Annotated in this window: 24 protein-coding genes and 1 pseudogene; 13 read left to right on the plus strand and 12 right to left on the minus strand. The window is 62.1% G+C overall.

What is annotated here, in order from left to right:
- Positions 1-45 precede the first annotated feature (45 nt).
- Positions 46-1,428: an NAD(P)-dependent oxidoreductase gene (locus tag AB3X95_RS11780; protein ID WP_184226956.1), complete on the minus strand. Its 1,383-nt coding sequence runs from the start codon at positions 1,426-1,428 to the stop codon at positions 46-48.
- Between the two features lie 126 nt (positions 1,429-1,554).
- Positions 1,555-2,820 (minus strand): Zn-dependent hydrolase, encoded by a 1,266-nt coding sequence (locus AB3X95_RS11785; protein WP_368621400.1) that lies wholly within the window; start codon positions 2,818-2,820, stop codon positions 1,555-1,557.
- Between the two features lie 344 nt (positions 2,821-3,164).
- On the opposite strand from AB3X95_RS11785, the gene AB3X95_RS11790 reads away from it, so the two are divergent.
- The 5 genes from AB3X95_RS11790 to AB3X95_RS11810 all read left to right on the plus strand — a co-directional run bounded on the left by AB3X95_RS11790 (position 3,165) and on the right by AB3X95_RS11810 (position 8,556).
- Positions 3,165-3,884 (plus strand): TetR/AcrR family transcriptional regulator, encoded by a 720-nt coding sequence (locus AB3X95_RS11790; protein WP_152852841.1) that lies wholly within the window; start codon positions 3,165-3,167, stop codon positions 3,882-3,884.
- Between the two features lie 193 nt (positions 3,885-4,077).
- Positions 4,078-4,992 (plus strand): ribokinase, encoded by a 915-nt coding sequence (rbsK, locus tag AB3X95_RS11795; RefSeq protein WP_368621401.1) that lies wholly within the window; start codon positions 4,078-4,080, stop codon positions 4,990-4,992.
- Positions 4,993-5,045: 53 nt separating this feature from the next.
- A complete protein-coding gene (locus tag AB3X95_RS11800; protein WP_368621402.1) occupies positions 5,046-6,365 on the plus strand; it encodes an MFS transporter in 1,320 nt (439 codons plus the stop codon).
- Between the two features lie 38 nt (positions 6,366-6,403).
- Positions 6,404-7,363 (plus strand): dihydrodipicolinate synthase family protein, encoded by a 960-nt coding sequence (locus AB3X95_RS11805; RefSeq protein ID WP_368621403.1) that lies wholly within the window; start codon positions 6,404-6,406, stop codon positions 7,361-7,363.
- Positions 7,364-7,428: 65 nt separating this feature from the next.
- Positions 7,429-8,556, plus strand: coding sequence for a LacI family DNA-binding transcriptional regulator (locus AB3X95_RS11810; protein WP_368621404.1), 1,128 nt, complete (start codon positions 7,429-7,431; stop codon positions 8,554-8,556).
- Positions 8,557-8,912: 356 nt separating this feature from the next.
- Here AB3X95_RS11810 and AB3X95_RS11815 read toward each other — a convergent pair whose 3' ends face one another.
- Both AB3X95_RS11815 and AB3X95_RS11820 read right to left on the minus strand, forming a co-directional pair.
- Positions 8,913-9,491: a cysteine hydrolase family protein gene (locus tag AB3X95_RS11815; RefSeq protein WP_368621405.1), complete on the minus strand. Its 579-nt coding sequence runs from the start codon at positions 9,489-9,491 to the stop codon at positions 8,913-8,915.
- Positions 9,492-9,607: 116 nt separating this feature from the next.
- Positions 9,608-10,651 (minus strand): sigma-70 family RNA polymerase sigma factor, encoded by a 1,044-nt coding sequence (locus AB3X95_RS11820; RefSeq protein ID WP_368621406.1) that lies wholly within the window; start codon positions 10,649-10,651, stop codon positions 9,608-9,610.
- On the opposite strand from AB3X95_RS11820, the gene AB3X95_RS11825 reads away from it, so the two are divergent.
- From AB3X95_RS11825 to AB3X95_RS11845, 5 genes are all read left to right on the plus strand, one after another.
- Positions 10,646-10,969 carry a hypothetical protein gene (locus tag AB3X95_RS11825; protein ID WP_368621407.1) on the plus strand — a complete coding sequence of 108 codons (324 nt, stop codon included), beginning with the start codon at positions 10,646-10,648 and terminating at the stop codon, positions 10,967-10,969. The two genes, AB3X95_RS11820 and AB3X95_RS11825, sit on opposite strands and share 6 nt — an antisense overlap.
- Positions 10,970-11,577: 608 nt before the next feature.
- A complete protein-coding gene (locus AB3X95_RS11830; RefSeq protein WP_176111653.1) occupies positions 11,578-11,913 on the plus strand; it encodes a helix-turn-helix transcriptional regulator in 336 nt (111 codons plus the stop codon).
- The gene (locus tag AB3X95_RS11835) at positions 11,906-12,385 is read left to right on the plus strand and encodes an SRPBCC family protein (protein ID WP_184226961.1); all 480 of its coding nucleotides are present in this window, start codon (positions 11,906-11,908) and stop codon (positions 12,383-12,385) included. Before AB3X95_RS11830 ends, AB3X95_RS11835 begins: the two co-directional genes overlap by 8 nt.
- A gap of 118 nt (positions 12,386-12,503) precedes the next feature.
- The gene (locus AB3X95_RS11840) at positions 12,504-12,932 is read left to right on the plus strand and encodes a VOC family protein (protein ID WP_176121608.1); all 429 of its coding nucleotides are present in this window, start codon (positions 12,504-12,506) and stop codon (positions 12,930-12,932) included.
- A gap of 70 nt (positions 12,933-13,002) precedes the next feature.
- A complete protein-coding gene (locus AB3X95_RS11845; protein WP_184226962.1) occupies positions 13,003-13,251 on the plus strand; it encodes a hypothetical protein in 249 nt (82 codons plus the stop codon).
- Between the two features lie 29 nt (positions 13,252-13,280).
- Here the strand turns inward: AB3X95_RS11845 and AB3X95_RS11850 are convergent, their stop codons facing one another.
- The 7 genes and pseudogenes from AB3X95_RS11850 to AB3X95_RS11880 form a co-directional block, all read right to left on the minus strand.
- Positions 13,281-13,565 carry a hypothetical protein gene (locus AB3X95_RS11850; RefSeq protein WP_184226963.1) on the minus strand — a complete coding sequence of 95 codons (285 nt, stop codon included), beginning with the start codon at positions 13,563-13,565 and terminating at the stop codon, positions 13,281-13,283.
- 143 nt (positions 13,566-13,708) lie between these two features.
- The gene (locus AB3X95_RS11855; protein ID WP_018433711.1) at positions 13,709-14,035 is read right to left on the minus strand and encodes a DUF190 domain-containing protein; all 327 of its coding nucleotides are present in this window, start codon (positions 14,033-14,035) and stop codon (positions 13,709-13,711) included.
- A gap of 90 nt (positions 14,036-14,125) precedes the next feature.
- Positions 14,126-14,332: pseudogene (locus tag AB3X95_RS11860) on the minus strand (transporter substrate-binding domain-containing protein); the annotation flags it as partial.
- A gap of 141 nt (positions 14,333-14,473) precedes the next feature.
- Complete coding sequence (locus AB3X95_RS11865) at positions 14,474-15,145, minus strand: 4-carboxy-4-hydroxy-2-oxoadipate aldolase/oxaloacetate decarboxylase (protein WP_368621408.1); 672 nt, start codon at positions 15,143-15,145, stop codon at positions 14,474-14,476.
- Positions 15,142-15,819 (minus strand): RraA family protein, encoded by a 678-nt coding sequence (locus tag AB3X95_RS11870; RefSeq protein WP_176121603.1) that lies wholly within the window; start codon positions 15,817-15,819, stop codon positions 15,142-15,144. Before AB3X95_RS11870 ends, AB3X95_RS11865 begins: the two co-directional genes overlap by 4 nt.
- A 2-nt stretch (positions 15,820-15,821) precedes the next feature.
- Positions 15,822-16,505 (minus strand): RraA family protein, encoded by a 684-nt coding sequence (locus tag AB3X95_RS11875; protein ID WP_176121602.1) that lies wholly within the window; start codon positions 16,503-16,505, stop codon positions 15,822-15,824.
- A gap of 27 nt (positions 16,506-16,532) precedes the next feature.
- Positions 16,533-16,976: a MarR family winged helix-turn-helix transcriptional regulator gene (locus AB3X95_RS11880; RefSeq protein ID WP_176111646.1), complete on the minus strand. Its 444-nt coding sequence runs from the start codon at positions 16,974-16,976 to the stop codon at positions 16,533-16,535.
- 268 nt (positions 16,977-17,244) lie between these two features.
- Between AB3X95_RS11880 and AB3X95_RS11885 the strand changes: the two genes are divergently transcribed.
- From AB3X95_RS11885 to AB3X95_RS11895, 3 genes are read left to right on the plus strand one after another with little or no spacing between them, the layout of a single operon-like run.
- A complete protein-coding gene (locus AB3X95_RS11885; protein WP_184226965.1) occupies positions 17,245-18,141 on the plus strand; it encodes a VOC family protein in 897 nt (298 codons plus the stop codon).
- A 29-nt stretch (positions 18,142-18,170) separates the two neighbouring features.
- Complete coding sequence (locus AB3X95_RS11890; RefSeq protein ID WP_176365398.1) at positions 18,171-19,352, plus strand: acyl-CoA dehydrogenase family protein; 1,182 nt, start codon at positions 18,171-18,173, stop codon at positions 19,350-19,352.
- A 46-nt stretch (positions 19,353-19,398) separates the two neighbouring features.
- The gene (locus AB3X95_RS11895) at positions 19,399-20,256 is read left to right on the plus strand and encodes an alpha/beta fold hydrolase (RefSeq protein ID WP_368621409.1); all 858 of its coding nucleotides are present in this window, start codon (positions 19,399-19,401) and stop codon (positions 20,254-20,256) included.
- 156 nt (positions 20,257-20,412) lie between these two features.
- Here AB3X95_RS11895 and dmpG read toward each other — a convergent pair whose 3' ends face one another.
- On the minus strand, positions 20,413-21,477 hold the full coding sequence (gene dmpG / locus AB3X95_RS11900) for a 4-hydroxy-2-oxovalerate aldolase (RefSeq protein WP_368621410.1): 1,065 nt from the start codon (positions 21,475-21,477) through the stop codon (positions 20,413-20,415).
- Between the last annotated feature and the right edge of the window lie 8 nt (positions 21,478-21,485).

Genomic DNA, 21,485 nt, shown 5'->3' on the forward strand with positions numbered 1-21,485 from the left:
GCGACTCCTTGGTTTTATCTGGATTCGGTGTGGCGATCGGGCGGCTCAGGCGGCCCTGGCAGACTGATTCGCCAGAAAGCGGTCGATCGCGTGCGCGGCGAGCTTGCCGTCCTGCACGGCCTGGACGGTCAGATCGGTGGCGCCGTGGCCGGCACAGTCGCCGCCAGCGAAAACGCCCGCAAGGGAGGTGGCGCCGTTCGCATCCACCGCGACGCGTCCGCCTTCGGTGAGCTGCAACCCGTCGAGGCCTTCGGGTAAGAGCGTTTGGCCGATTGCCTTCAGCACCATATCGGCCTCCACGCGCACGAGCTCGCCCGTGCCGCGCAGTGCGCCGCTCATATCGAGCTGGGTACGCTCGAACTCCACGGCCCGCAATTGCGTGTCGCCAACGATACGCAGCGGTTTCATCCACTCGGCCAACACCACGCCCTGGCTGCGCGCAAATTCCTGTTCGGCCCCGGTGGCACTCATCTGCGCCGCGCCGCGACGGTAAGCGAGCGTCACCTGCTGCGCGCCCAGCTTGCGGCTTTGCACGGCCGCGTCGATTGCCGTATTGCCGCCTCCGAGAACCACCACCTGGCGACCCACGGGCACGCTGGAAAGATCGTCGGCCTCGCGCACGCGCGCGATGAAATCCACCGCATCGAGCACGCCGTCGAGCAGTTCGCCTTCAATGCAGAGCTTATGCGTGCCGCCAAGGCCCACGCCGATGAACACCGCGTCATACGCCGCGCGTAGTTCCGTTAGCGTCACGTCGTGCCCCAGTCGCTGGCCCAGGCGCAGCTCTATCCCGCCAACGGAAAGAAGCCACCGCACTTCGCGCTGTGCATAGCCGTCGACCGTCTTGTACGCCGCGATGCCGTACTCGTTCAGGCCACCCGCCTGTTTGCGCGCGTCGAATACGCTCACGCGATGCCCGGCGAGCGCGAGCGTGTGCGCGCAGGCAAGACCGGCGGGACCCGCGCCGACCACGGCAACACGACGGCCCGTTTCGCTGGCACGCTTGAATAGCGCGGGGGCACCGGCGGCTTCGCGCGCCATCTGGAAGTCGGTGGCATGACGTTGCAGCGCGCCGATCTGAACGGGCTCGCCATCCTGATGATTTCTCACGCAGGCGCCTTCGCAGAGAATCTCGGTCGGGCACACGCGCGCGCACATGCCGCCCAGCGGGTTCGCGCCGAGGATATCGCGCGCCGCGCCCTTGAGATTGCCGTTGCCGATCTTGCGGATGAAACCGGGAATGTCGATGCCCGTGGGGCATGCGTTCACGCAAGGCGCGTCGTAACAGTAATGACAGCGGTCGGCGGCGATCACGGCCGCATTCGCGGAAAGCGGCGGCGCGACGTCGGCGAAATTGCAGCCCAGTTGCTCGGCACTGAGACGGCCTGGCACGATGCCGTTGGCGGCATTCGAGGTGGTCGGGGACATCCGGATGCTCCTTGCGAGGCAAAACACGAGTCCGCCGGCCGTATGCGTGAGGCGCACGGCCGGTACGTGGGGAATCGTTGGAAAGACAGCGCGGCGCTGAGACCGCTTGCGTTCGATCGTTGTGCGTCAACCGGGCTCGCTCGCGCGTTCGAGCATGGCGTGCAGCAACACGTTCGCGCCGGCTTCGATCCATTCGATCGTCGCGTCCTCGACTTCGTTATGGCTGATGCCGTCGATGCACGGTACGAACACCATCGAGGTCGGCGCGACCGTCGCGAGATAGCACGCGTCGTGACCTGCACCCGAAACGATGTCGCGATTCGAATAGCCGAAGCGCTCGGCCGCCGCGCGCACGGACTTCACGCATGCCTCGTCGAACGGCACGGGCGCGTAATAGAAAATCTGCTCGACTTCGGCTTGCAGCTTGCCCTGTTCCGCGATCTTCGCGATGCCTTCGCGCAGCTCGGCGTTCATTTGCGCCAGCACCTCGTCCTGCGGATGTCGAAAGTCGATGGTGAAGAACACGCGGCCGGGAATCACGTTGCGCGAGTTCGGATGCACCTGCATCATGCCAACTGTCGCGCATGCGAGCGGCGCGTGACGCAGGCCGATTTCATTGACGAGCTGCACCACACGCGAGGCGCCCAGCAACGCGTCGCGGCGGCGCGGCATGGGCGTAGGCCCCGCGTGCGCCTCCTGCCCCGTGAGCACGACTTCGTACCAGCGCTGGCCTTGCGCGTCGGTGACCACGCCTATCGTTTTGCTTTCGGCCTCGAGTATTGGCCCTTGTTCGATGTGCAGCTCGAACGCAGCGTGAATCTTGCGGCCGCCGCACGGCACTGCGCCCGCATAGCCGATCCGCTGCAATTCCTCGCCGATGGTCTTGCCGTCGACGTCCTTGCGCGAAAGCCCGTACTCGAGCGTGAACACGCCGGCAAATACGCCGGAGGCGACCATCGCCGGCGCGAAGCGCGAGCCCTCTTCGTTGGTCCAGATCACGGTTTCAACAGGCCGCTCGGTTTCGATGCCGTAGTCGTTGAGCGAGCGAATCACTTCGAGGCCGCCAAGCACCCCATAGATACCGTCGAAGCGCCCACCCGTCGGCTGCGAGTCGGCGTGCGAGCCGGTCATCACAGGTGGCAGGTCGTTGTTGCGCCCCGCGCGGCGCATGAACACGTTGCCCATCTGATCGACACTGACCGTGCAGCGCGCCTCTTTCGCCCATTGCACGATGAGATCGCGGCCCTGCTTGTCGAGATCGGTCAGCGCGAGACGGCATACGCCGCCTTTGGGCGTGGCGCCAATCCTGGCCATCTCCATCAGGCTGTCCCACAAGCGCTGGCCGTTCACGTGGATCGCGGTCGTCAGCGCGGCTTCGCTTACTGCGTTCATGCGTGTTCTCCTGTCCGTGCTTCTCAAACGTGCATGCATGCCATCGTGTGGGGCGCGAAGAGACACGACGGTGCACGTCTCGATGGCACTGCGCGGCCCCTGAAACCCAACCCTTCGAATCCTGTCCGATTGGACAGGTTTTAGACGAGAAACTTCGTGAATTCAATGCGGAGTTACGAGCGAGAAGCGTGCCATTGATGCTGCAGTGCGCGAAAAACCAGGCGCCCGTACTGTGCTTTTCTCCGCTGCCAGTGAATACGCGACGCGCTTGCATCATGGCTACAATGAAGCCGGCATGCGCGCGGCGGCCGCGCTCCCCTTCTCTTCCAAATGGACCGAATAACATGCGCGACGACGAACCCACCACGCGGCCCGCGCCCCTCGCGACGCGCGGCACCGCGCAGGCGCAACGCGCCGCCGACACATCGCACAAGCCACATCGGCGCAAAGCCTCCATTCGTGCGTCGAACGAATCCCATCTACTCGCCTGCGCCGAAGCCGTGTTCGCCGAACGCGGCTTCGAAGGCGCGAGCACGGCGCTGATCGCAGAGCGCGCGGGCTTACCGAAGGCGAATCTGCACTATTACTTCCCGACCAAACTGGCGCTGTACTGGCGGGTACTCGACGATGTGTTCGAGGAATGGAACGCCGCCGCCAACCTGTTCGATGCAAGCGACGATCCGGTCGAGGCGATCGGCGGCTACGTGCGCGCGAAGATGGCCCTGTCAAGGCGCCGCCCACTTGGCTCGAAGGTGTGGGCCAACGAAATCATCGGCGGGGCGCTGCATATGCAGGAGATCCTGCTCGAACGCGTGAAGCCGTGGATGGACACACGGGTGACGCTGATCGAGCGATGGATAGCCAAAGGGTTGCTCGCGCCCGTCGACCCTCGGACGCTCCTCTTCATGATCTGGGCGACCACGCAGCACTACGCCGATTTCGAGGCTCAGATATGCGCGCTCTCGGGCAAGCGCGCACTCTCGACGAAGCGCTTCGAAGCTACGACGGAAGAAGTGGTCAGCATGATCCTGCGGGCGAGCGGAGCGCGATCGCCGGTCCGCTGACTCGTTTAGGGAGTTTCCCTGATGACGTCATTTTTCCGTTGCCCCGGGCGCTGTTTTGCGCGTTAATGTAAGCGCTAACACGCCCATCAATCAGCAATATCCCCATAATTCAGACATGTCACCGTCAAAAGTACGAGAAAATGTAAGCGCTAACATTCGAACTCCGGACGAGCATTCCTCGGGCCGGATCGTCGTGGTCGGCAGTGCGAACATGGATCTCGTCGTCCATGCGGAGCGACTTCCGGCGCGCGGCGAAACCCTGCTCGGTGGCGCGTTCGCGACATTCGCTGGCGGCAAGGGCGCCAATCAGGCGGTCGCGGCGGCGCGTCTCGGCGCCTCGGTGGCCATGCTCGGCTGTGTCGGCCGCGACGAATTCGGCGCGCAGCTTCGCGACGGCCTTCAGCACGAACACATCGACACGGCGCATTTGCACACGGTCGATGACACGTCGAGCGGCATCGCCGTCATCACCGTGGCCGCGGACGGTGCGAATACGATCGTCGTTTCGCCCGGCGCCAACGCGGCGCTCATGCCCGATCACATCGACGCCGCGGCTGCCGGCATCGCTGCGGCCGGCATGCTGATTTGCCAGCTCGAAGTGCCGCTCGATGCCGTGGCGCACGCAATTTCGCTCGCGGCAAGGTTCGGCACCCCGGTGCTGCTCAATCCCGCCCCGGCGCAGGCCCTTCCAGACGCACTTTACGAACAGACGAGCTTTCTCATCCTCAATGAATCGGAAGCGGCGTTGCTGACAGACGTTGCCGTCGATAGTCCCGCTTCCGCGCGCGAGGCTGCGACCCGTCTGCGCGCGAAAGGCGTGGAGACGGTGATCGTCACGCTCGGCGCCGAGGGCGTCTGGTATGCGACGACTGGAGAGGAAGGCCACCTGCCCGCGCCGCGCGTCGATGCGATCGACAGCACGGCGGCCGGCGATACCTTCGTCGGCGGCTTCGCGGCTGAGCGCGTGCGCGGCGCCAGCATTCGCGACGCGATCGAGTTCGGACAGCGGGCCGCGGCGCTCAGCGTCACACGTCAAGGCGCGCAGGCATCCATTCCGACCCAGGCCGAAGTGCGGGCGCAACCCGCGTTCCCGGCAACGGTTCGATAGACCCGGCTGCGCGGGATCGCAGCCTATCCACAACACAACATGGAGACGACAGCATGAACCCGACCCCCGTGTCCGAGCAGGCACCTCCGCGCGTGCGCCGCGCCCAGATCGTGGCGCTGACGCTGCTGATGGTGAGTGGCATCGTGAACTATCTCGATCGCGGCACACTCGCGGTCGCGAATCCGCTGATCCGCAAGGATCTCGGTCTGTCGCTCGGGGAAATGGGGCTGCTGCTGTCGGCATTCTCCTGGAGCTACGCGCTCTTCCAACTGCCGGTCGGCGGCCTCGTCGATCGCATCGGACCGCGCAGGCTGCTCGGAGTCGGCCTGATCATCTGGTCGCTCGCGCAGGCGGCGGGCGGCATCGTGTCCACCTTCGGCTGGTTCGTCGTCGCGCGCATCGTGCTCGGCATCGGCGAGTCGCCGCAGTTTCCGTCGGCGGCGCGCGTCGTGAGCAACTGGTTTCCGCTGCGCGCGCGAGGCAAGCCGACCGGCATCTTCAATTCAGCGTCGCCGCTCGGCACGGCGCTCGCACCGCTGTGCCTGTCGGTGCTCGTCGTGGAATTTCACTGGCGCTGGGCCTTCGTCGTTACCGGCGCGCTCGGTCTCGTGGTTGCGGTGATCTGGCTCGCTATCTATCGTGATCCAAACCCCTCTGCGCTCACTGCAGAGGAACTGCGCTACCTCAAAGGCGACGCCGTGGAGACGAAGCCTGCCGAGCAGCTCAGCTTCGCCGACTGGCGCGCGCTGTTCTCGAACGTCACGACCTGGGGGATGCTGATCGGCTTCTTCGGCTCGGTCTATCTGAACTGGGTTTATCTGACCTGGCTGCCTGGCTACCTGACGACAGAGCGCCACATGACTCTGATGCACACGGGCATCGCGGCCTCGGTGCCCTTCTTCTGCGGCTTTCTCGGCGCGCTCTGCGCAGGCTGGTTCTCCGACCTCATCACGAAGAGGAGCGCGTCGCCGGTGGCGAGCAGGCGCAACGCGGTCGTCATCGCGATGCTCGGCATGGTGGCGTTCACCGTGCCGGCCGCACTCGTCGAAAGCAATACGATCGCCATCGTCTGCATCTCCGTGGTGATTTTTCTCGCCAACGCGGCGTCCGCCTGCTCATGGGCGCTCGCGACGGCTGCTGCGCCCGCCAACCGGGTCGGCTCGCTCGGCGCGATCCAGAACTTCGGCGGCTTTCTCGGCGGCGCACTCGCGCCCATTCTCACGGGCTACATCGCGCAGGCGTGGTCCTTCGTGCTGGCTTTGCTGACGGCCGCGGGAATCGCCTTCGTCGGCGCAATGAGCTATCTCTTCCTCGTGCGCAAGCCGATCGAGTTCGAGACCGAACCGGGTACGCCGGCTCGCGCTCACGCCTGAGAAGCGTCATTTTCAATTCTCAAGAGGACAACACCGACATGACCCTCCCCACTTCCCTGCCGCGCTCGACGCGCTCGATCGAAGGCATCGTTCCCGTCATGCTGACGCCTTTCGACGACGTCGGGACCATCGACTATGCCGGGCTCGAACGACTGATCGAGTGGTATCTCGCGCATGGCTCGGACGCGCTCTTCGCGGTCGCCCAGTCGAGCGAAATGCAATTCCTGAGCCTCGACGAACGCGCCGCGCTTGGCCGCTTCGTGGTCGAGCGCGTGGCCGGCCGCGCGCCGGTGGTGGTCTCGGGCCATATCAGCGACGATCCGGACGCCCAGGCCCAGGAGCTGAACGCGGCCGCGGCGACGGGCGCGGACGGCATCGTGCTGGTGACGAACCGGCTCGATCCGCGCCGCGAAGGCACCGAAGCGTTCACGGCGAACCTGCGTCGCCTGATGAGCCGCCTTCCTTCCGACATTCCATTGGGGCTGTACGAGTGCCCCGCTCCTTACCGGCGCCTGCTGTCCGACGACGAGCTCAAGATGTGCATCGATACCGGCCGCTTCGTGATGCTGAAGGACGTGAGCTGCGATCTCGACACCGTGAAGCGCCGCGTCGCGCTGGCGAAGGGCTCGCCCATGAAGATCCTGAACGCGAATGCCGCGATCGCGTGGGACGCGATGAAAGCCGGCTCGGCAGGTTTCAACGGTGTGTTCACGAACTTTCATCCGGACCTGTACAACTGGTTGCGCAACCGCGCCGACGAGAATCCGGCGCTCGCACACGAGCTTTCGACTTTTCTCGTACTCGCGGCGGTGTCGGAGGCGCTCGGCTATCCGGCGCTCGCGAAGATCTACCACCAGCGCATCGGCACGTTCCAGTCCATTCGCTGCCGCGCGATCGACTACGACGTGCGCGAGCGCTTCTGGGCGCTCGACGCGGTGCTCGACAAGATCGTCGATGGTACCGAGCATTTCCGCTCGCGCATCGCAGCCGGGGCGTGACCGATGCGCCGTTGTATCGCGCCGCGAGTAAGATGACGGGCTCCCTGTACGAAACTTGAACGTCGATGCCTCGCTCTTCCGCCTCCGCCCCTGCCTCTACCTCTGCTCTCGAAGAAGAACGGCCGCCGGCCGCTCGGTCGGCCGGTGCGCGCTCCCGCCGCGGCACGGGGCGCACGGTCCTGTCCGATGTGGCAAAGCGCGCGGGCGTGTCCACGGCGACGGTATCGCGCGTGTACAACGAGCCCGGCAAAGTATCGGACAGCGTGCGCGAGCGCGTCGAGCAGGCCGCGCTGGAGCTGAACTGGTTTCCGAACGCGGCCGGGCGGGCGCTCGCATCGACGCGCAGCCACATCGCGGGCATCGTCATTCCGACGCTCGATGATCAGGTGTTCGCCTCGCAGGTGAGCGGCATGCAGGCCGCGTTCGCCGCGCGCGGCATCACGCTTTTTCTCGGCTGCTCGAACTACGATCCCAAGGAGGCGCTCTCCCAGGTTCAAGCGATGCTCGCGCGTGGCGTGGAGGCGATCGCGGTAGTCGGCGAAGCGCATCCGCCGGAGCTGTTTGAGGCGCTTCGCGTCTGGCGTGTGCCCTACGTCGTGCTTTATGCATGGCGCAAAGGCAGTCCGCACGATTGCATCGGCGTTGACCACCGCGCCGCGTATGAGGAGATCACCGAACATCTCGTCGCGCTCGGGCACCGGTCGTTCGCGGTCTGCATCCAGCCGACGCGCGACAACGACCGGGTGCAGGCGCGGCTCGCGGGCATTCGCATCGCGCTCGAGCGTCATGGCCTCGCGGTGCGGCCGGAGCATCTCGTTGAAGGTGAATCCACGCTCGATTTTGGCCGCCGCGCGTTGCGCTCGCTCTGGCAACAGCCCGGGCCGCGTCCGACAGCGATCATCTGCGGCAACGATCATATTGCGCTGGGCGTGTTGCGGGAGGCGGAAGAGTTGGGTATCGCCATTCCCGGGCAGCTTTCGGTCACCGGCTTCGACGATCTCGCGATCGCACGCGAAGCGCGCCCGCCCCTTACGACGATGTACGTGGACACACGCGAGATCGGCACGGTGGCCGCGAGGCATCTGCTCGATGCGCTAGACGGCCACGCGACGCGGCAAGGATATACGGTGCCAGCGGTGCTGAAAGTACGCGGGTCAACAGGGCCGTGTCACGATTCGGCTGGCAAAGGATGATGATTTTCGTGTGCGCTTGCGGGTGGCAAGAATGCAGTTCAGTGCTTGACCGAACGGCATTACCGGCGAAGCAGGGTTTTTATTGCTTTACGCCGAGGTCGCGCCAAAGCTGAAACCGATACCTTCATTCGCAGGTGGCTCCGCAAAGATGCTGATTTGGGCCTGGGTCGAACGGATCGGTGGTGAACTCGAGGGAACCGCCAATCGGAGCGACCAAACTAATATAAAAGCCTTGGGGGAAGGTTGCCATGGCACGCTCCAGACCGGTTTGAATCAGTCCAAGGCATATTCGTCATTTGTCCAGGTGCCCACAACGCCTGAGGGTTCGGACGATTCGGAGACTGGTCACGCTCTCATCAACATGAGTCAGCGCGTAAGTCAGAGCGCGCGAAATCAACCTCCTTACTCTCGATGACCCCGCCCAAGCGACCCGGCGCCCTTTGATTGCTCCAGTACATATTGGTATGGCTGATCACCGCATCTGGTGACGGCGCGCCTCTTTGCGTCATGTCCTCTGTCGTATGGGCATCGCCGACCAGCGTCGCGTCATAGCCGCGCGCGAGTGCACCATGGAGCGTTGATCGGACGCACATGTCCGTCTGCGCACCGGTCACAATGAGCTGACCAACGCCGAGCCTCGACAGCACCTGCTCCAGATCGGTGTCTTCGAACGCGTCGCGATAACTCTTTTCGACAATCGCCTCCCCTGGCGCCGGAACGAGTTCGGCAACAAGTTGCCACGCTTCGCTGCCCTCCGTGAGGTCGTCGTCGGTGTGCTGAATCCAAACTACTGGAACGCGCGCAGTGCGTGCCCGCTCGATGAGCACGTTGACCGTTTCGAGCACTTCATTGCGTCGATATGCGTTCGCAACGACTGCGTTCTGAAGGTCGATCACGAGCAGGGCGGTGTTAGGGCGACCAGCTAACGTAGTCATGAGCAGAGATCTCTTGAAGAAAGAATGTATCTTAGCGGGATCTCCTGCCCAGAATGCGGCACTCACCGGACAGTCGTACCTATCGCAACAGTGTTAGCGCCGCCTCGCCTTGCCGATCACAGTCGCTGCACCGTGAGACTTTCCATCACGTAAGGCGCGAACCGGAAGTCGCGGATCGCGATGATACGGTCGTCGTCGGTCCAATCCAGCAGGATGACATAGGCCACGCCCGCGTCGGCCACTACCGGATCGGTAGCCAGCAGCACCGGGCGATGCTCGGCCCAGCCCAACGACAGCGAACAGCCGGTCGACTCCGCATACCGCGTGAAGTAGACCGAGACGTCTTTGCGGCCCGCCAGACGCGCTCGACTCACGAGGTCGAGACGGACTTCTTCGGCGAGCAGATCGCGTAACGCGTCGAAGTCGCGAGCGTTGAAACGCTCGGCGTAAGCGCGCAGCCGCTCGAGGTCGGCTTCGGCGAGGCGCGGTAGCGCGGCGTCCGATACGCCGACCAGTTCCCTGAGCCGAACGCGCCCCCGGTGCAGCGCGGCCTTGACTGATGGAACGCTGACACTCAGGATCGCTGCCGTTTCCGTCAGCGAATAGCCAAGTACATCCGCAAGCACCACGCAAGAGCGCTGAACGACGGACAGATGCAGAAACATCGCGAGACTCGCGGTCGCCGCCACTCTCGCATCGGCCTGGGCGCCGTGGTCCGTCAGATTCGCCAGCACCTCGTCGGACTCCTGGTGGCCTTGTCGCTTGCGGCGGCGCAGTGCATCCAGCGCCGCGTGATGAGCAATGGCCAGCAACCAGCTTTCCGGGTGCAAAATCTCGCCGGCTGCCGAACAGGCCGCGACCGCATTGGACAGCGTCTCCTGAACGACGTCTTCTCCATCGAAAGCCGAGCCCATCATGCGCGTGCAATACCGATGCAGACGCGGGCGCATCGCCGCCACCAGTTGAGTGAGTTCATTCGCATCCAAAGCAGAATCCTCCGGTTGATCCCGCACCCCGATATCGAATAGACGTTCCCGCTCACCCAAAGGATGCGGTCCGGAAAAATTTTTTTCGCGCGCATCCTTTAGCTTGTCGCCGTCGTCTTTACGGTTATCGGACCACACCGGCACCGATAACCGTGAAAGGAAGAAATCATGCAACGACTGACACTGGTGCGCTACACCATCAAACCCGAACACACCGCGGAAAACGAAGCGCTGTCGCGGGCTGTGTTCGATAGCCTCCGGAATACGGCGCCCGAACACATCGCCTATGCGCTGTTCAGAAACGGCCGTGAATTCATTCACCTCTTCGTGAATCTCGCCGCTGACGATTCGGCAGCCGTCACCGAGCTTCCTGCCTTCAAGGCATACCAGAAAGGTCTCACGGAACGCCTGGAGGCGCCCGTCGAAGTCTTGCGATTGGGCGTCGACTCACTGGACTCGTACGGTTTGCCAGACGATTCGGCGGCACGTTGAATCGGAGGATGCGCTTCGGATACCTTTGGGCGCCGCGACTCTACAAGCCGTTGCTTGCGGTTCTGAAATCTCTATTCATTGAAGCCGCCAGCCGATATGAAAGCTTCGGAGATGTTCGTGCGAACCATGCGTCGATGCGACCCTGCTAGCTCTCGAAGCGGCAGTTTCTCAGTCGCACGGAGCTGCAGAAAGCGGTCAGCTCGCTGCCCGTCTATGGTCTAGTCGACAGCGCACGACAAGTACAGCGCTCACTCGACGGGGCCGCTGAGCAACGCAATGAATACTGGTCGCTGCGTGCACTCCCTTGTTTCACAAACATCTGGCCGAAAAAGACGTCTACGAGCGAGAGCTTGACGGAGATCCTTGCGCGAATCGCCATTGCTGCCGACGTGGCATCAGCTTCAAGCCGAAAACCCTTAGAAATTGTGCGGCGCATCGGAAATTTCGCGCTTGCCGCAGACTTTTGTGTCTCTGAACGGGGTTTTCGGCGCTCCCGCAGACTATGTTGTGCACCGATATGTGACCTACGAGGCTTCCTCACTCCCCTTGACATGCAAGCAACCTCTTGCCTATAGTAAATGCAACAGATCACTTGCCTATAGCCGTTCATGGCCGAGCTCCCCGACGACACAGACCTGCTATTCAAAGCCCTCGCCGATCCGAGCCGGCGCAAGCTGCTGGACGTGCTGCATGCGCACGACGGCCAGACCCTGAACGACCTGTGCGAGCACCTCGACATGACGCGGCAAGGCGTGACGCAGCATCTGGGCTTGCTGGAAGCGGCGAACCTCGTCGTGACGGTGCGCAGCGGGCGCGAGAAATTGCACTTCCTCAATCCGGTGCCGCTGCAGCAGATCTACGAGCGCTGGATTGCCAAGTTCGAAAAACCGCGCCTGAAGGCGCTCTCTTCCCTGAAACGACGCCTGGAGAAAGGCAATGACTAGATCGACATTCGTCTACGTGACCTATATCCGCACCACGCCCGAACAGTTGTGGTCGGCGCTCACCGACGCGGAGTTCATCAAGCAGTACTGGTTCGGCATGCACTGCGATAGCGAATGGACGGCGGGCTCGTCGTGGAAACTCGTGTCGAGCGCGGGGGAGACTTTCGACGCGGGCGAGATCATCGAGGCTGTGCCGCCGCGGCGCCTCGTGATTCGCTGGCGGCATCAAAAACGGCCCGAGCTGCAGGCCGAAGGCGATTCGCTCTGCACGATGGAGCTCGAACCGAGCGGAACGGCGGTCAAGCTGACGCTCACGCATACGATCGAGCGCGATCAGTCGAAGTTCATCGAGGCGGTGTCGGGCGGCTGGCCGAAGATCATGTCCAACCTCAAATCGCTGCTGGAAACCGGCTCGATTGCGTTGCAGGAGGCTTATCCAGCCAATGGCGGCAGTCATGCCGGGAAGGCATGAAGCGGGGGCACACTGAAGCGCGGCAGGCATCGCTTGATCGCAGGCTCGATAGCCGTCCGTCCGCGAAATCGCGCTGATAGAATCATCTGCCTACCCTCGCCCGTCTCAGGAAACCAGCATGGAAATCCAACCCTATCTGTACTTCAATGGCCGTTGTGAGGAAGCCATTGCGTTCTATCGTTCGGCGCTCGGCGCGCAGGAGTTGCTGAAGCTGCGCGCGAAAGACGCGCCGCCCGATCCCGCTCGCCCGGTCGCGCCCGAACACGCCGACAAGATCATGCACGCGACGCTCGTCATCGGTAACACGCACGTGCTGATGTCGGATGGCGATTGTCGCGGGGGCGATACCGTGCATGCAGGCTTCAGCCTGTCGGTCACCGCCGACGACCAGACGTCCGGCGAGAAATATTTCAATGCGCTGGCGGATGGCGGACAGGTCACGATGCCGTTTCAGCAGACCTTCTGGACCAGCGGCTTCGGTACGTTGATCGACCGCTTCGGCGTGCCGTGGATGGTCAACGTGCGGCACGAGGAGCCCGCGGCGTAGGCTCACGAGCCCCTGCGCACGTGGAACGGCGCATGCTATCCCGAAAGCGAACCAGCCAGGAGAACCGTCGATGCAGGAAGTTCATCTCCACCGCGGCTTCACCATCACCGTGCTCGTCGAGGACGACCCGGCCGGCGGTTCGTCGATCACCACGCGAATCGATCGCACTGGTATCGACGCTCGCGACCTCGAAGACTGGACCGCTCCGCGGCATGCGCGCTCCGCGCTGCGCGGCAAGCCCGCGATCGGCGAGGCCGTCGACAATGCTCAGCGCGCAATCGACTCCGCATTGGGCGACCCCGATCCGTTGGACGAATAGTTCTGCGATGCGCCGGGCATGAGCGACGCCTACTGCGTCGCGGACGCCCCGCTCGCCGGCGTGCTGTGGACCGCCGCGGCGTCGCTCACGGCGGGCGATGCGCTCGCTGCCGCGCCCGCCTCGCTGTTCGCACGCTTCGCCGCGTCGCTATCGCCGGGTGTGCCACGCGGGCTCGCCGAATTGCTCATCACGCCGCTGCTCATCTGGCCCGTCGAGATGCGGCCGTTCTCGGCCGACCGCTTGCAGCCGGATGTGCCCGCCATCAACGCAATGGCCGATAGCGCGATCAGCATGTTTGTCGCAACTTGTCGCATGATTCGCTCTCCTTGGGATGACTCGGCTCCAGTAGCGAAGCATTCGACATGCCCATCGCAGCCCTTGCGGCTGGATGCCCGCGCGCGTGCACGGACCAGGTCGAGAAAACGGGGTTCGGGACTTGCCATCGAGAGCGGAGCCTTCAAGCCCCGTCGTCCTCTCCGACGACGCCGAACTCGGCCGTCGTTTTCACGTAGAACAGATGCAAACCCTCAGCGCGAAGACGATCGAACAGCCGATCGGCTTCGTCGCTCGTCACCGCCATCACGACGGACAACGGTTGATCGGCAAGCTCGAAGAAGTGCGCGGAGTGAATGCGGTGATGATGGCCGATGCCTTCGCAAGCTGGAATCACGGTCGCGCCGCGCAGGCCGAGTTCGCTCGCGAGACGCACGAGCCAGTCGGCAAGCGGCTTGCCATGATGGCTGCGCCCCTGCTGGGTGAAGAACGTGATCTGAAAGCCTTGCATGTCAGTGCCTCCCCAATGCGGGTCGGGCCGGGGAAGCGCCGGTTGCAACCGATTCGCCATACCGGCTCGCCACATCACGGCTCAGGAAAGTCACGAGAACAGTTTAGATGTCGGGCCGCGCGAGTGCCAGGTCGAAGCAATGCGGTCGTAAGTGCAGCCGGCGCGGATATCGGCAATGGCTTTGTCGATCTTTTCCTGCAGATCGGTATCTTCTTTACGCAAACCAATCGCCGTGCCGCTGCCGAGCGTTTTCGCGTCGTAAAGCGGATTGCCGGCAAATCCGAAGTCCTTGCCGCGCGAGATGCGCGCAACCTCGAGACCACGTCTAGAAACGTCGCGACGTCCCATTGACGCGCCCATCAAAAACAAATTGCCGTTCATTCGCTTAACTGAACGGCATTACCGCTTCGGCGGGGTTTTCTTTTTCCAGTTACGGGATCACTGATCCCAGCCGAAAATGGCGAGCGTGGATTCCCCTTCCCGGATGCGACGCATCTGATCCGCTTCCTTGGCCTCACGAGCTTGCGCAGCGGCAATCACTTCAGCAACACGGGCTACCGGAATCGCGACCACACCGTCTTCATCAGCGACGATAAGATCACCGGCTTCAACCGTGACATCGTCGAAGCGGGTCGGCGCATTGATCCAGCCACGGGCCCCGAAGTCCTTGCCCGTACCCCGGATGCACAGGCCACGCGCATAGACCGGGAATCCCATTTCTGCGAGCAACCGCTGGTCGCGTACACAGCCATTGATCACGAGGCCGCCGAGACCGCGCGCAAGAGCCGCAGTGGACATGACCTCGCCCCAGTAGCCATACTCATAGGCGTCCCCCACGGACACAACCAGAACGTCTCCCGGGTCGGCTGCATAGATCGCACGATGCAGCCACAGGTTGTCGCCGCCCGGTGCGTGAACGGTGACCGCAGGTCCGCAGATCCTGAATCCGGGAGCCACGGGTTTGATTGCGGGGGGCATGACCCCGATCTTGCCGGCTGCTTCGTGGAGCGTCGCGGCAGGAAGAGCAGAGGCCTGCGCCAGAAGATCCGGGCTCGGACGCCTGATATCGAGCCTGGTGGTCGTCTTCGGATTGAAACGGGGCTCGCTCAAACCTGGTCCCCGGTGCGACGCGTCTGTAACTGGTGATACTTGAACTGGGCGCGAGCGTCATCGAGGCGCATGCCGGTCGCGACCGCTTCGCGAATCGATTTTTCGGCGGCTTCGATTTCTTCGGCTGCGGCAAGCACGCGTTCTTCGTGTTCCTTCGGAATCGAGATCACGCCGTCTGCGTCACCGCGCAGCAGATCGCCGGGCGCGACACGCACATTTCCTATCGTGACCGGTACGTTTGTGCCCTCTACCTGCACGCGATCCTTGCCCGTGCGCATCCAGTTGTCTTTGGAGAACACCGGATAGCCGAGCGACAGGCATAGATGAACGTCGCGGTTGATGCCGTCGATCACTGTGCCCGCGATGCCGCGACGATGCGCGATTTCGGTCAGGATATCGCCCCATACCGTCGCATCTTCACGACCGCCGTTGTCGAGCACGATGACCGATCCCGAAGGCACATCGTCGATGAAATCACCGACCGTACCAGCGGGCGAACCAGCCGGACCGTAGAGTATGGTGAACGCACGGCCGGCCATACGAAACGACGGGTCACGCGGTTTGATCTTGTAACACTGGCCGACGAGGCCCAGACGATCGAGTGCATCGCTCAGCGTCGCGGTTTCGAGTTTTGCCGCGCGCTCGACATTCTTGTCGACTTCGATTTCAGACATGATCAACCCTTGAGCATGAATTCGTAGTTGCTGGCCATCACTTCGTGAACGGGAGTGCCGGCCAACACTGCCTTGGCCATCAGCGCTTCCTTGCCGACGATCATTTCGGCCGTTTCGACCACCTTGGCAATATTGGCGGCGCTGATGAAGATCACGGCGCTGCTGTCCGCAATCACATAGTCGCCGGCATTCGTCGTGATACCAAAAACCGTGACCGGTTCGTTGACCGCTTTTTCGACGATGCGCGAGCGTGCAGTTCGCGACGTCAGTTGCTGCGTGAAGACCGGGAATCCCATTTCGCGCGATTCGTCGATATCGCGAACCGGACCATCGGCGACGACGCCGGCGATTCCCTTGACCTTGGCTGCGAGCGATAGTATGCCGCCCCAGCACCCGGCGTCCACGCCGCTCGTTTGCTCGATGACGATCACGGAATCGGGATCCCCGAATTCGACGGCTGTCGTGCCCAGATGGCGCGGCGGTCCCGGAGGCGGCTCACCCGGCGCGAGCTTCATCGTGATCACGCGGCCTGCGATGCGTTTCGATCCCGATGCCTGGGGGACGCCGGTCACGACGCCCGAAAGCCCGAGCTTGTCGAGCGCGTCTGACACTGCACAGCAGTCGAGCCGCCGAAGGCGATGGACAATTTCATCTTTCGTTGTCGTCGATTTTCCTTTGTGGACCATACAGCTTTTACGACGAACAGTGGTCGTTCAATTTTCCGCGCTCTTGAGGGCGTCAATCGCGATTTCGCGCACTAACGCGAGACTCCCGCGCAGACGCGCCACTTCGGACGACGCCAGGCACGAAAAGAATTCTTCTTCAGCTTTGTTCACGGCTTCGCTGCAACGCATGAACGTCTCCCATCCGAGTGGTGTGCGTTGAATGCGGAGTGCTCGCGCGTCGTTCTCGCTTGCCATTTTTTCCAGAAGCCCACGCTGTTCCAGCGCTTTCACCGACTCGCCCATAGCCTGGGCTGTCATGTGAGCACGGCGCGCCAGTTCTGCACTGGAGCATGGTTCATGGTTGGACAGCAGATCGAGAAGAAGGAATTGGCGGGCCGTGATGTTCTCGGCGTTCAATGTCTCGTCGATGCGACTGACGACCAGCCGGTTTAATTGTTGAATCAGGAAGAAAATTCGAATGGATGTGCTCATTTTTCGGGCCTTGGAAAAGATTGCGCCTCGATCGTAATAGTAGAACGTTCGTGGACTGTCATTGTAGCCGCAGTCGCGTCCCCGTGTAACGCTAATGCCCCCTTATGATATGCGTCTCAATGAGCGGCTAAATCCACATATTTAAGGGAAAGTACTTGGTCGTTATACTACATGAAGTTGATATTATCTGTTGAGACTCTGGTCGAGACCCTGGTCGGAAACCTGGTCGAGGACCGGCCATGAAATTTGGAACACTTGAGGACACAACATGAGCGACGCGGGTGCCGAAATATCGAATCTGGGCTACGTGGTAGTCGGTGCACAGGACCTTGAAGCGTGGTCCAGGTTTGCGAGCGACATCCTCGGGCTCCAGGTGAAGGCCGCGCCGGACGGTAATTCGTTGACGCTGCGTATGGACGAGTACGTGCAGCGGATTCTCGTTCAGAAAAGCGACGACGAAGACATCTTCGAAGCGGGCTGGGAGTTCGAGACTCCGGAGAAACTCGAAGCCTACGTCGAACGTCTTCGGAGTATCGGTCAGGCCGTCGAGCGAGGAGGTCCGGCACTGTGCGGGGAACGCCGGGTCGAAATGCTCTACCACTGCGACGATCCTTCGGGCTTCCGTCACGCGTTCTACACCGGGCCTCATATCGCTCCGATGACCGACGCCTGGCATTCGAAGGTCATGCGCGGGCGTTTCGAGACCGGCAGGCTCGGAATCGGCCACATCGTGATCCGGTCAAAAGACCTCGATCAATCTGTCGATTTCTATCGCAAGGTCCTGGGCCTCAAGCTCAGCGACTATATCCGCGCAGAACTTGCGCCCGGCGTCAAAGTCGATGTGACATTCATGCACACGACAGGTGGGCGTCATCATTCGCTCGCCACGGGCACGATGCCGGGCAACAAACGTCTCGGTCACCTGATGCTCCAGGTTCAGGACATGAACGACGTTGGGCTCGCATACGATCGCTGCATCGCTGCCGGTCTGCCGATGCTCATGCATCTGGGCCGTCATCCTAACGATCTCACGTTCTCGTTCTATGTCAAATCGCCTTCAGGATTCGCCGTCGAATACGGCCATGGCGGGATCGTCGTGGACGACGCAACCTGGAAGGTGTCCACGCACCCGCGGTTGAGCGACTGGGGCCATAAATTCGGCTGATCGAATGACTGCATAAAAAAGGAAATATTATGAACAGTAGAGAAGTCGCGACGCAGATTCCAACAGAAGATGAACTGGTGGCGCGTGCTCGCGTCATGATTCCATGGCTGCGCGAGCGTGCTGCCGAAGTCGAGGCAGCACGTTCGGTCCCCGCCGACATCATCGAAAAATTCGTTGAAGCAGGTTTTTTCCGTATCCTCCAGCCGCGTCGCTGGGGTGGCTACGAAATGAATCCGGCTGTGTTCTTCAAGGTGCTGATGGAACTCGGCCGCGGCTGCTGCTCCAGCGCCTGGAACATGATGATTCTGGGCGTCCATCCGTGGGAATTCGGGCTCTTTCCGCAGCAGGCCGGTGACGACGTATGGTCGGCCAAGGATGACGTGATTGTCGCGTCATCCTATGCGCCCGTCGGTTCGGTCAAAAAGGTCGAGGGCGGCTACATCATCGACGGTAAGTGGCCGACTTCGAGCGGTACCGATCACGGTGAATGGGTGATTCTCGGCGCGTTCGAGCGCGACGATGAAGGCAAGCCCATCGACAAACTCAGCTTACTGCTTCCACGATCCGCCTACCAGGTCATCGATGACTGGCATGTCATGGGTCTTTGCGGCACCGGCAGCAAGAGTCTGCTTGTCGAGAAGGTCTTCGTTCCCGAACATCGGACACACAGTATTTCCGATTACTCGATGGACCCTCGTGGCTCCGTGTTCCTGTTCCCGTTCGTGCAGATTTTTGCGGGTTCGGTATCGGCGGTCACAGTCGGTATGGCTCAGGGCGCAATCGATCACTACATCGAGCAGATGAAGTCGCGGCGGAATGGCACGACCGGCAAGCCCGTCAGCTCGAGCCCCTACGTCAAGGACAGGCTGGCCAACGCAGTGCTGCTCGTGCGCTCGGCGCGCGCCCGTCTGCTCCAAATGATGATCGAAACGACAAAGATTGTGCAACGTCGTGAACTGATCCCGATTGAAGACCAGGTGCTGTACAGGCTCGATGTCGCATCCGTCGGTCGTGACTGTCAGGAAGCGGTGCAATTGCTGTTCACGGCAACTGCGGCGAAAGGGCTTTTTAACGACCAGCCGATCCAGCGCATCATGCGCGACGTGATGGCGGCCGCAAATCACATCACGCAGAACGCGGACGATAACGCAGGGACGCTCGGCGGTTTCCTGCTCGGTGAGCCACTGCCGCCGTTGCAATATTCCCGCTAATCGTCCGGCATAAATTTCTAAATCGGATATCTCTGGAGCACACCAAATGTCCTTCACCGAAGCAGGTACCAGCCAGTTCGTGACGATCAACGAACCGCGCCTCGAGAATTTCAAGCTCCACTACAACGACATGGGCGCTGGCCCAGCGGTCATCATGCTCCACGGCGGCGGTCCGGGTGCGAGCGGCTGGAGCAATTACTACCGCAATATCGAAGCACTGGCGGCAGCGGGTTTCCGCGTCATCCTGCTCGATCAGCCTGGCTTCAACAAATCCGATGAACTGAAAATGACGGACACGCCGCGCAATGTGCTGAACGCGCGTGCAATCAAGGGCGTGATGGATGCCCTCGGTCTCGACAAGGCGAATCTGGTCGGCAACTCGATGGGCGGTGCGACGGCCATCGCATTCGCTCTCGACTTCGCTGATCGCCTGGACAAGATGATTCTGATGGGGCCGGGTGCGCAAGGTCCGAGCCTTTTCCAGCCGCAGCCAGCAGAAGGCATCAAGCGTATGTCGCGTCTTTACGCGCAGCCTTCGTACGAGAACTTCGAGGCCATGCTCGAAGTCTTCGTCTACAACCCGGCTGGTATTACTGAGGAACTGCGTCAAGGCCGCTGGAACAATATCCAGTCGAACCTGAACCACCTGAAAAACTGGGCAGAAGGCGGCAAGATCATGCCCCCGACATCGATGGACCTGTCAGCACGCTTCCCCGAGATCAAGCACAAGACGCTCATCACGTGGGGCCGTGACGATCGTTTCGTCCCTATCGATCACGGTCTGCGCATGATCAACACGATGCAGGATGCACGCCTGCACGTATTCCCGAAATGCGGCCACTGGGCACAATGGGAACACGCGGAAGAGTTCAACCGTCTGATCATCGACTTCCTGCGCGACTGATTCGCACCGCCTGCTGTGCCCGATGAGCCCTGACAGATCGAAATCTGTCAGGGTTTTTTGTTTTTTTGTTTTGTATCGACACAACGTCGACAGCGTTCGGGCAACTAAACCTGTTTGTTGGTCTCACGACACGGCTGATGTCGGCTTCGGTGTACTTCAGTTTGTTTCGGGTCGTGAACGTGTCCTATGCGTGCCTGATGGTTTTGCTGCGCTCTGCTGCTTGAGCAGATCGAGCGCGACGTCGACGATCATGTCTTCCTGCCCGCCGACCATGCGGCGTTTGCCCAGTTCGACCAGGATGTCGACAGTGCGCAGGTCGTATTTCTTCGCGGCGACTTCCGAGTGACGCAGGAAGCTCGAATACACTCCGGCATAGCCGAGCGCGAGCGTCTCGCGGTCCACGCGCACCGGGCGGTCCTGCAGCGGCCGCACGATATCGTCGGCCGCATCCATCAGCGTGTACAGATCGGTGCCATGGTTCCAGCTCATGCGCTCTGCCGCGGCGATGAACACTTCCAGCGGCGCATTGCCGGCGCCGGCGCCCATCCCTGCCAGCGATGCATCGATACGGTCGCAGCCCTCTTCGACCGCGACGATCGAGTTCGCCACGCCCAGGCTAAGGTTGTGGTGCGCATGAATACCGGTGCTGGTTTCCGGCTTCAGCACCGCCTTCAGCGCGCGGAAACGGCTGCGCACATCGTTCATGCTCAGCGCGCCGCCCGAATCCACCACGTAGATCGTGGTCGCGCCGTAGCTTTCCATCTTCTTCGCTTCCTGCGCCAGATTCTCCGGCGAGGTCATATGGCTCATCATCAGGAAGCCCACGGTATCCATGCCGAGTTCGCGCGCATACTCGATATGCTGCTTCGAGATGTCGGCCTCGGTACAGTGCGTGGCCACGCGCACGATGCGCGCACCGGCGTTGTATGCCGCCTTCAGGTCATGGATGGTGCCGATACCCGGCAGAAGCAGTGTGGCGATCTGCGAGTGCGTCACGACGTCGGACACCGCCTCGATCCATTCGAGGTCGCTGTGCGCGCCGAAGCCGTAGTTGAAGCTCGAGCCCTGCAGGCCGTCGCCGTGCGCGACTTCGATCGAATCGACCCTGGCTTTGTCCAGCGCGCGGGCGATGTCCTGCACGTTCTGGATCGAGTACTGGTGGCGGATCGCATGGCTGCCGTCGCGCAGCGTCACGTCGGAGATATAGAGTTTCTTGCTCATGGTAAATA

The sequence above is a fragment of the Paraburkholderia sp. BR13444 genome (genome assembly GCF_040948755.1).
GTDB lineage: Bacteria > Pseudomonadota > Gammaproteobacteria > Burkholderiales > Burkholderiaceae > Paraburkholderia > Paraburkholderia youngii.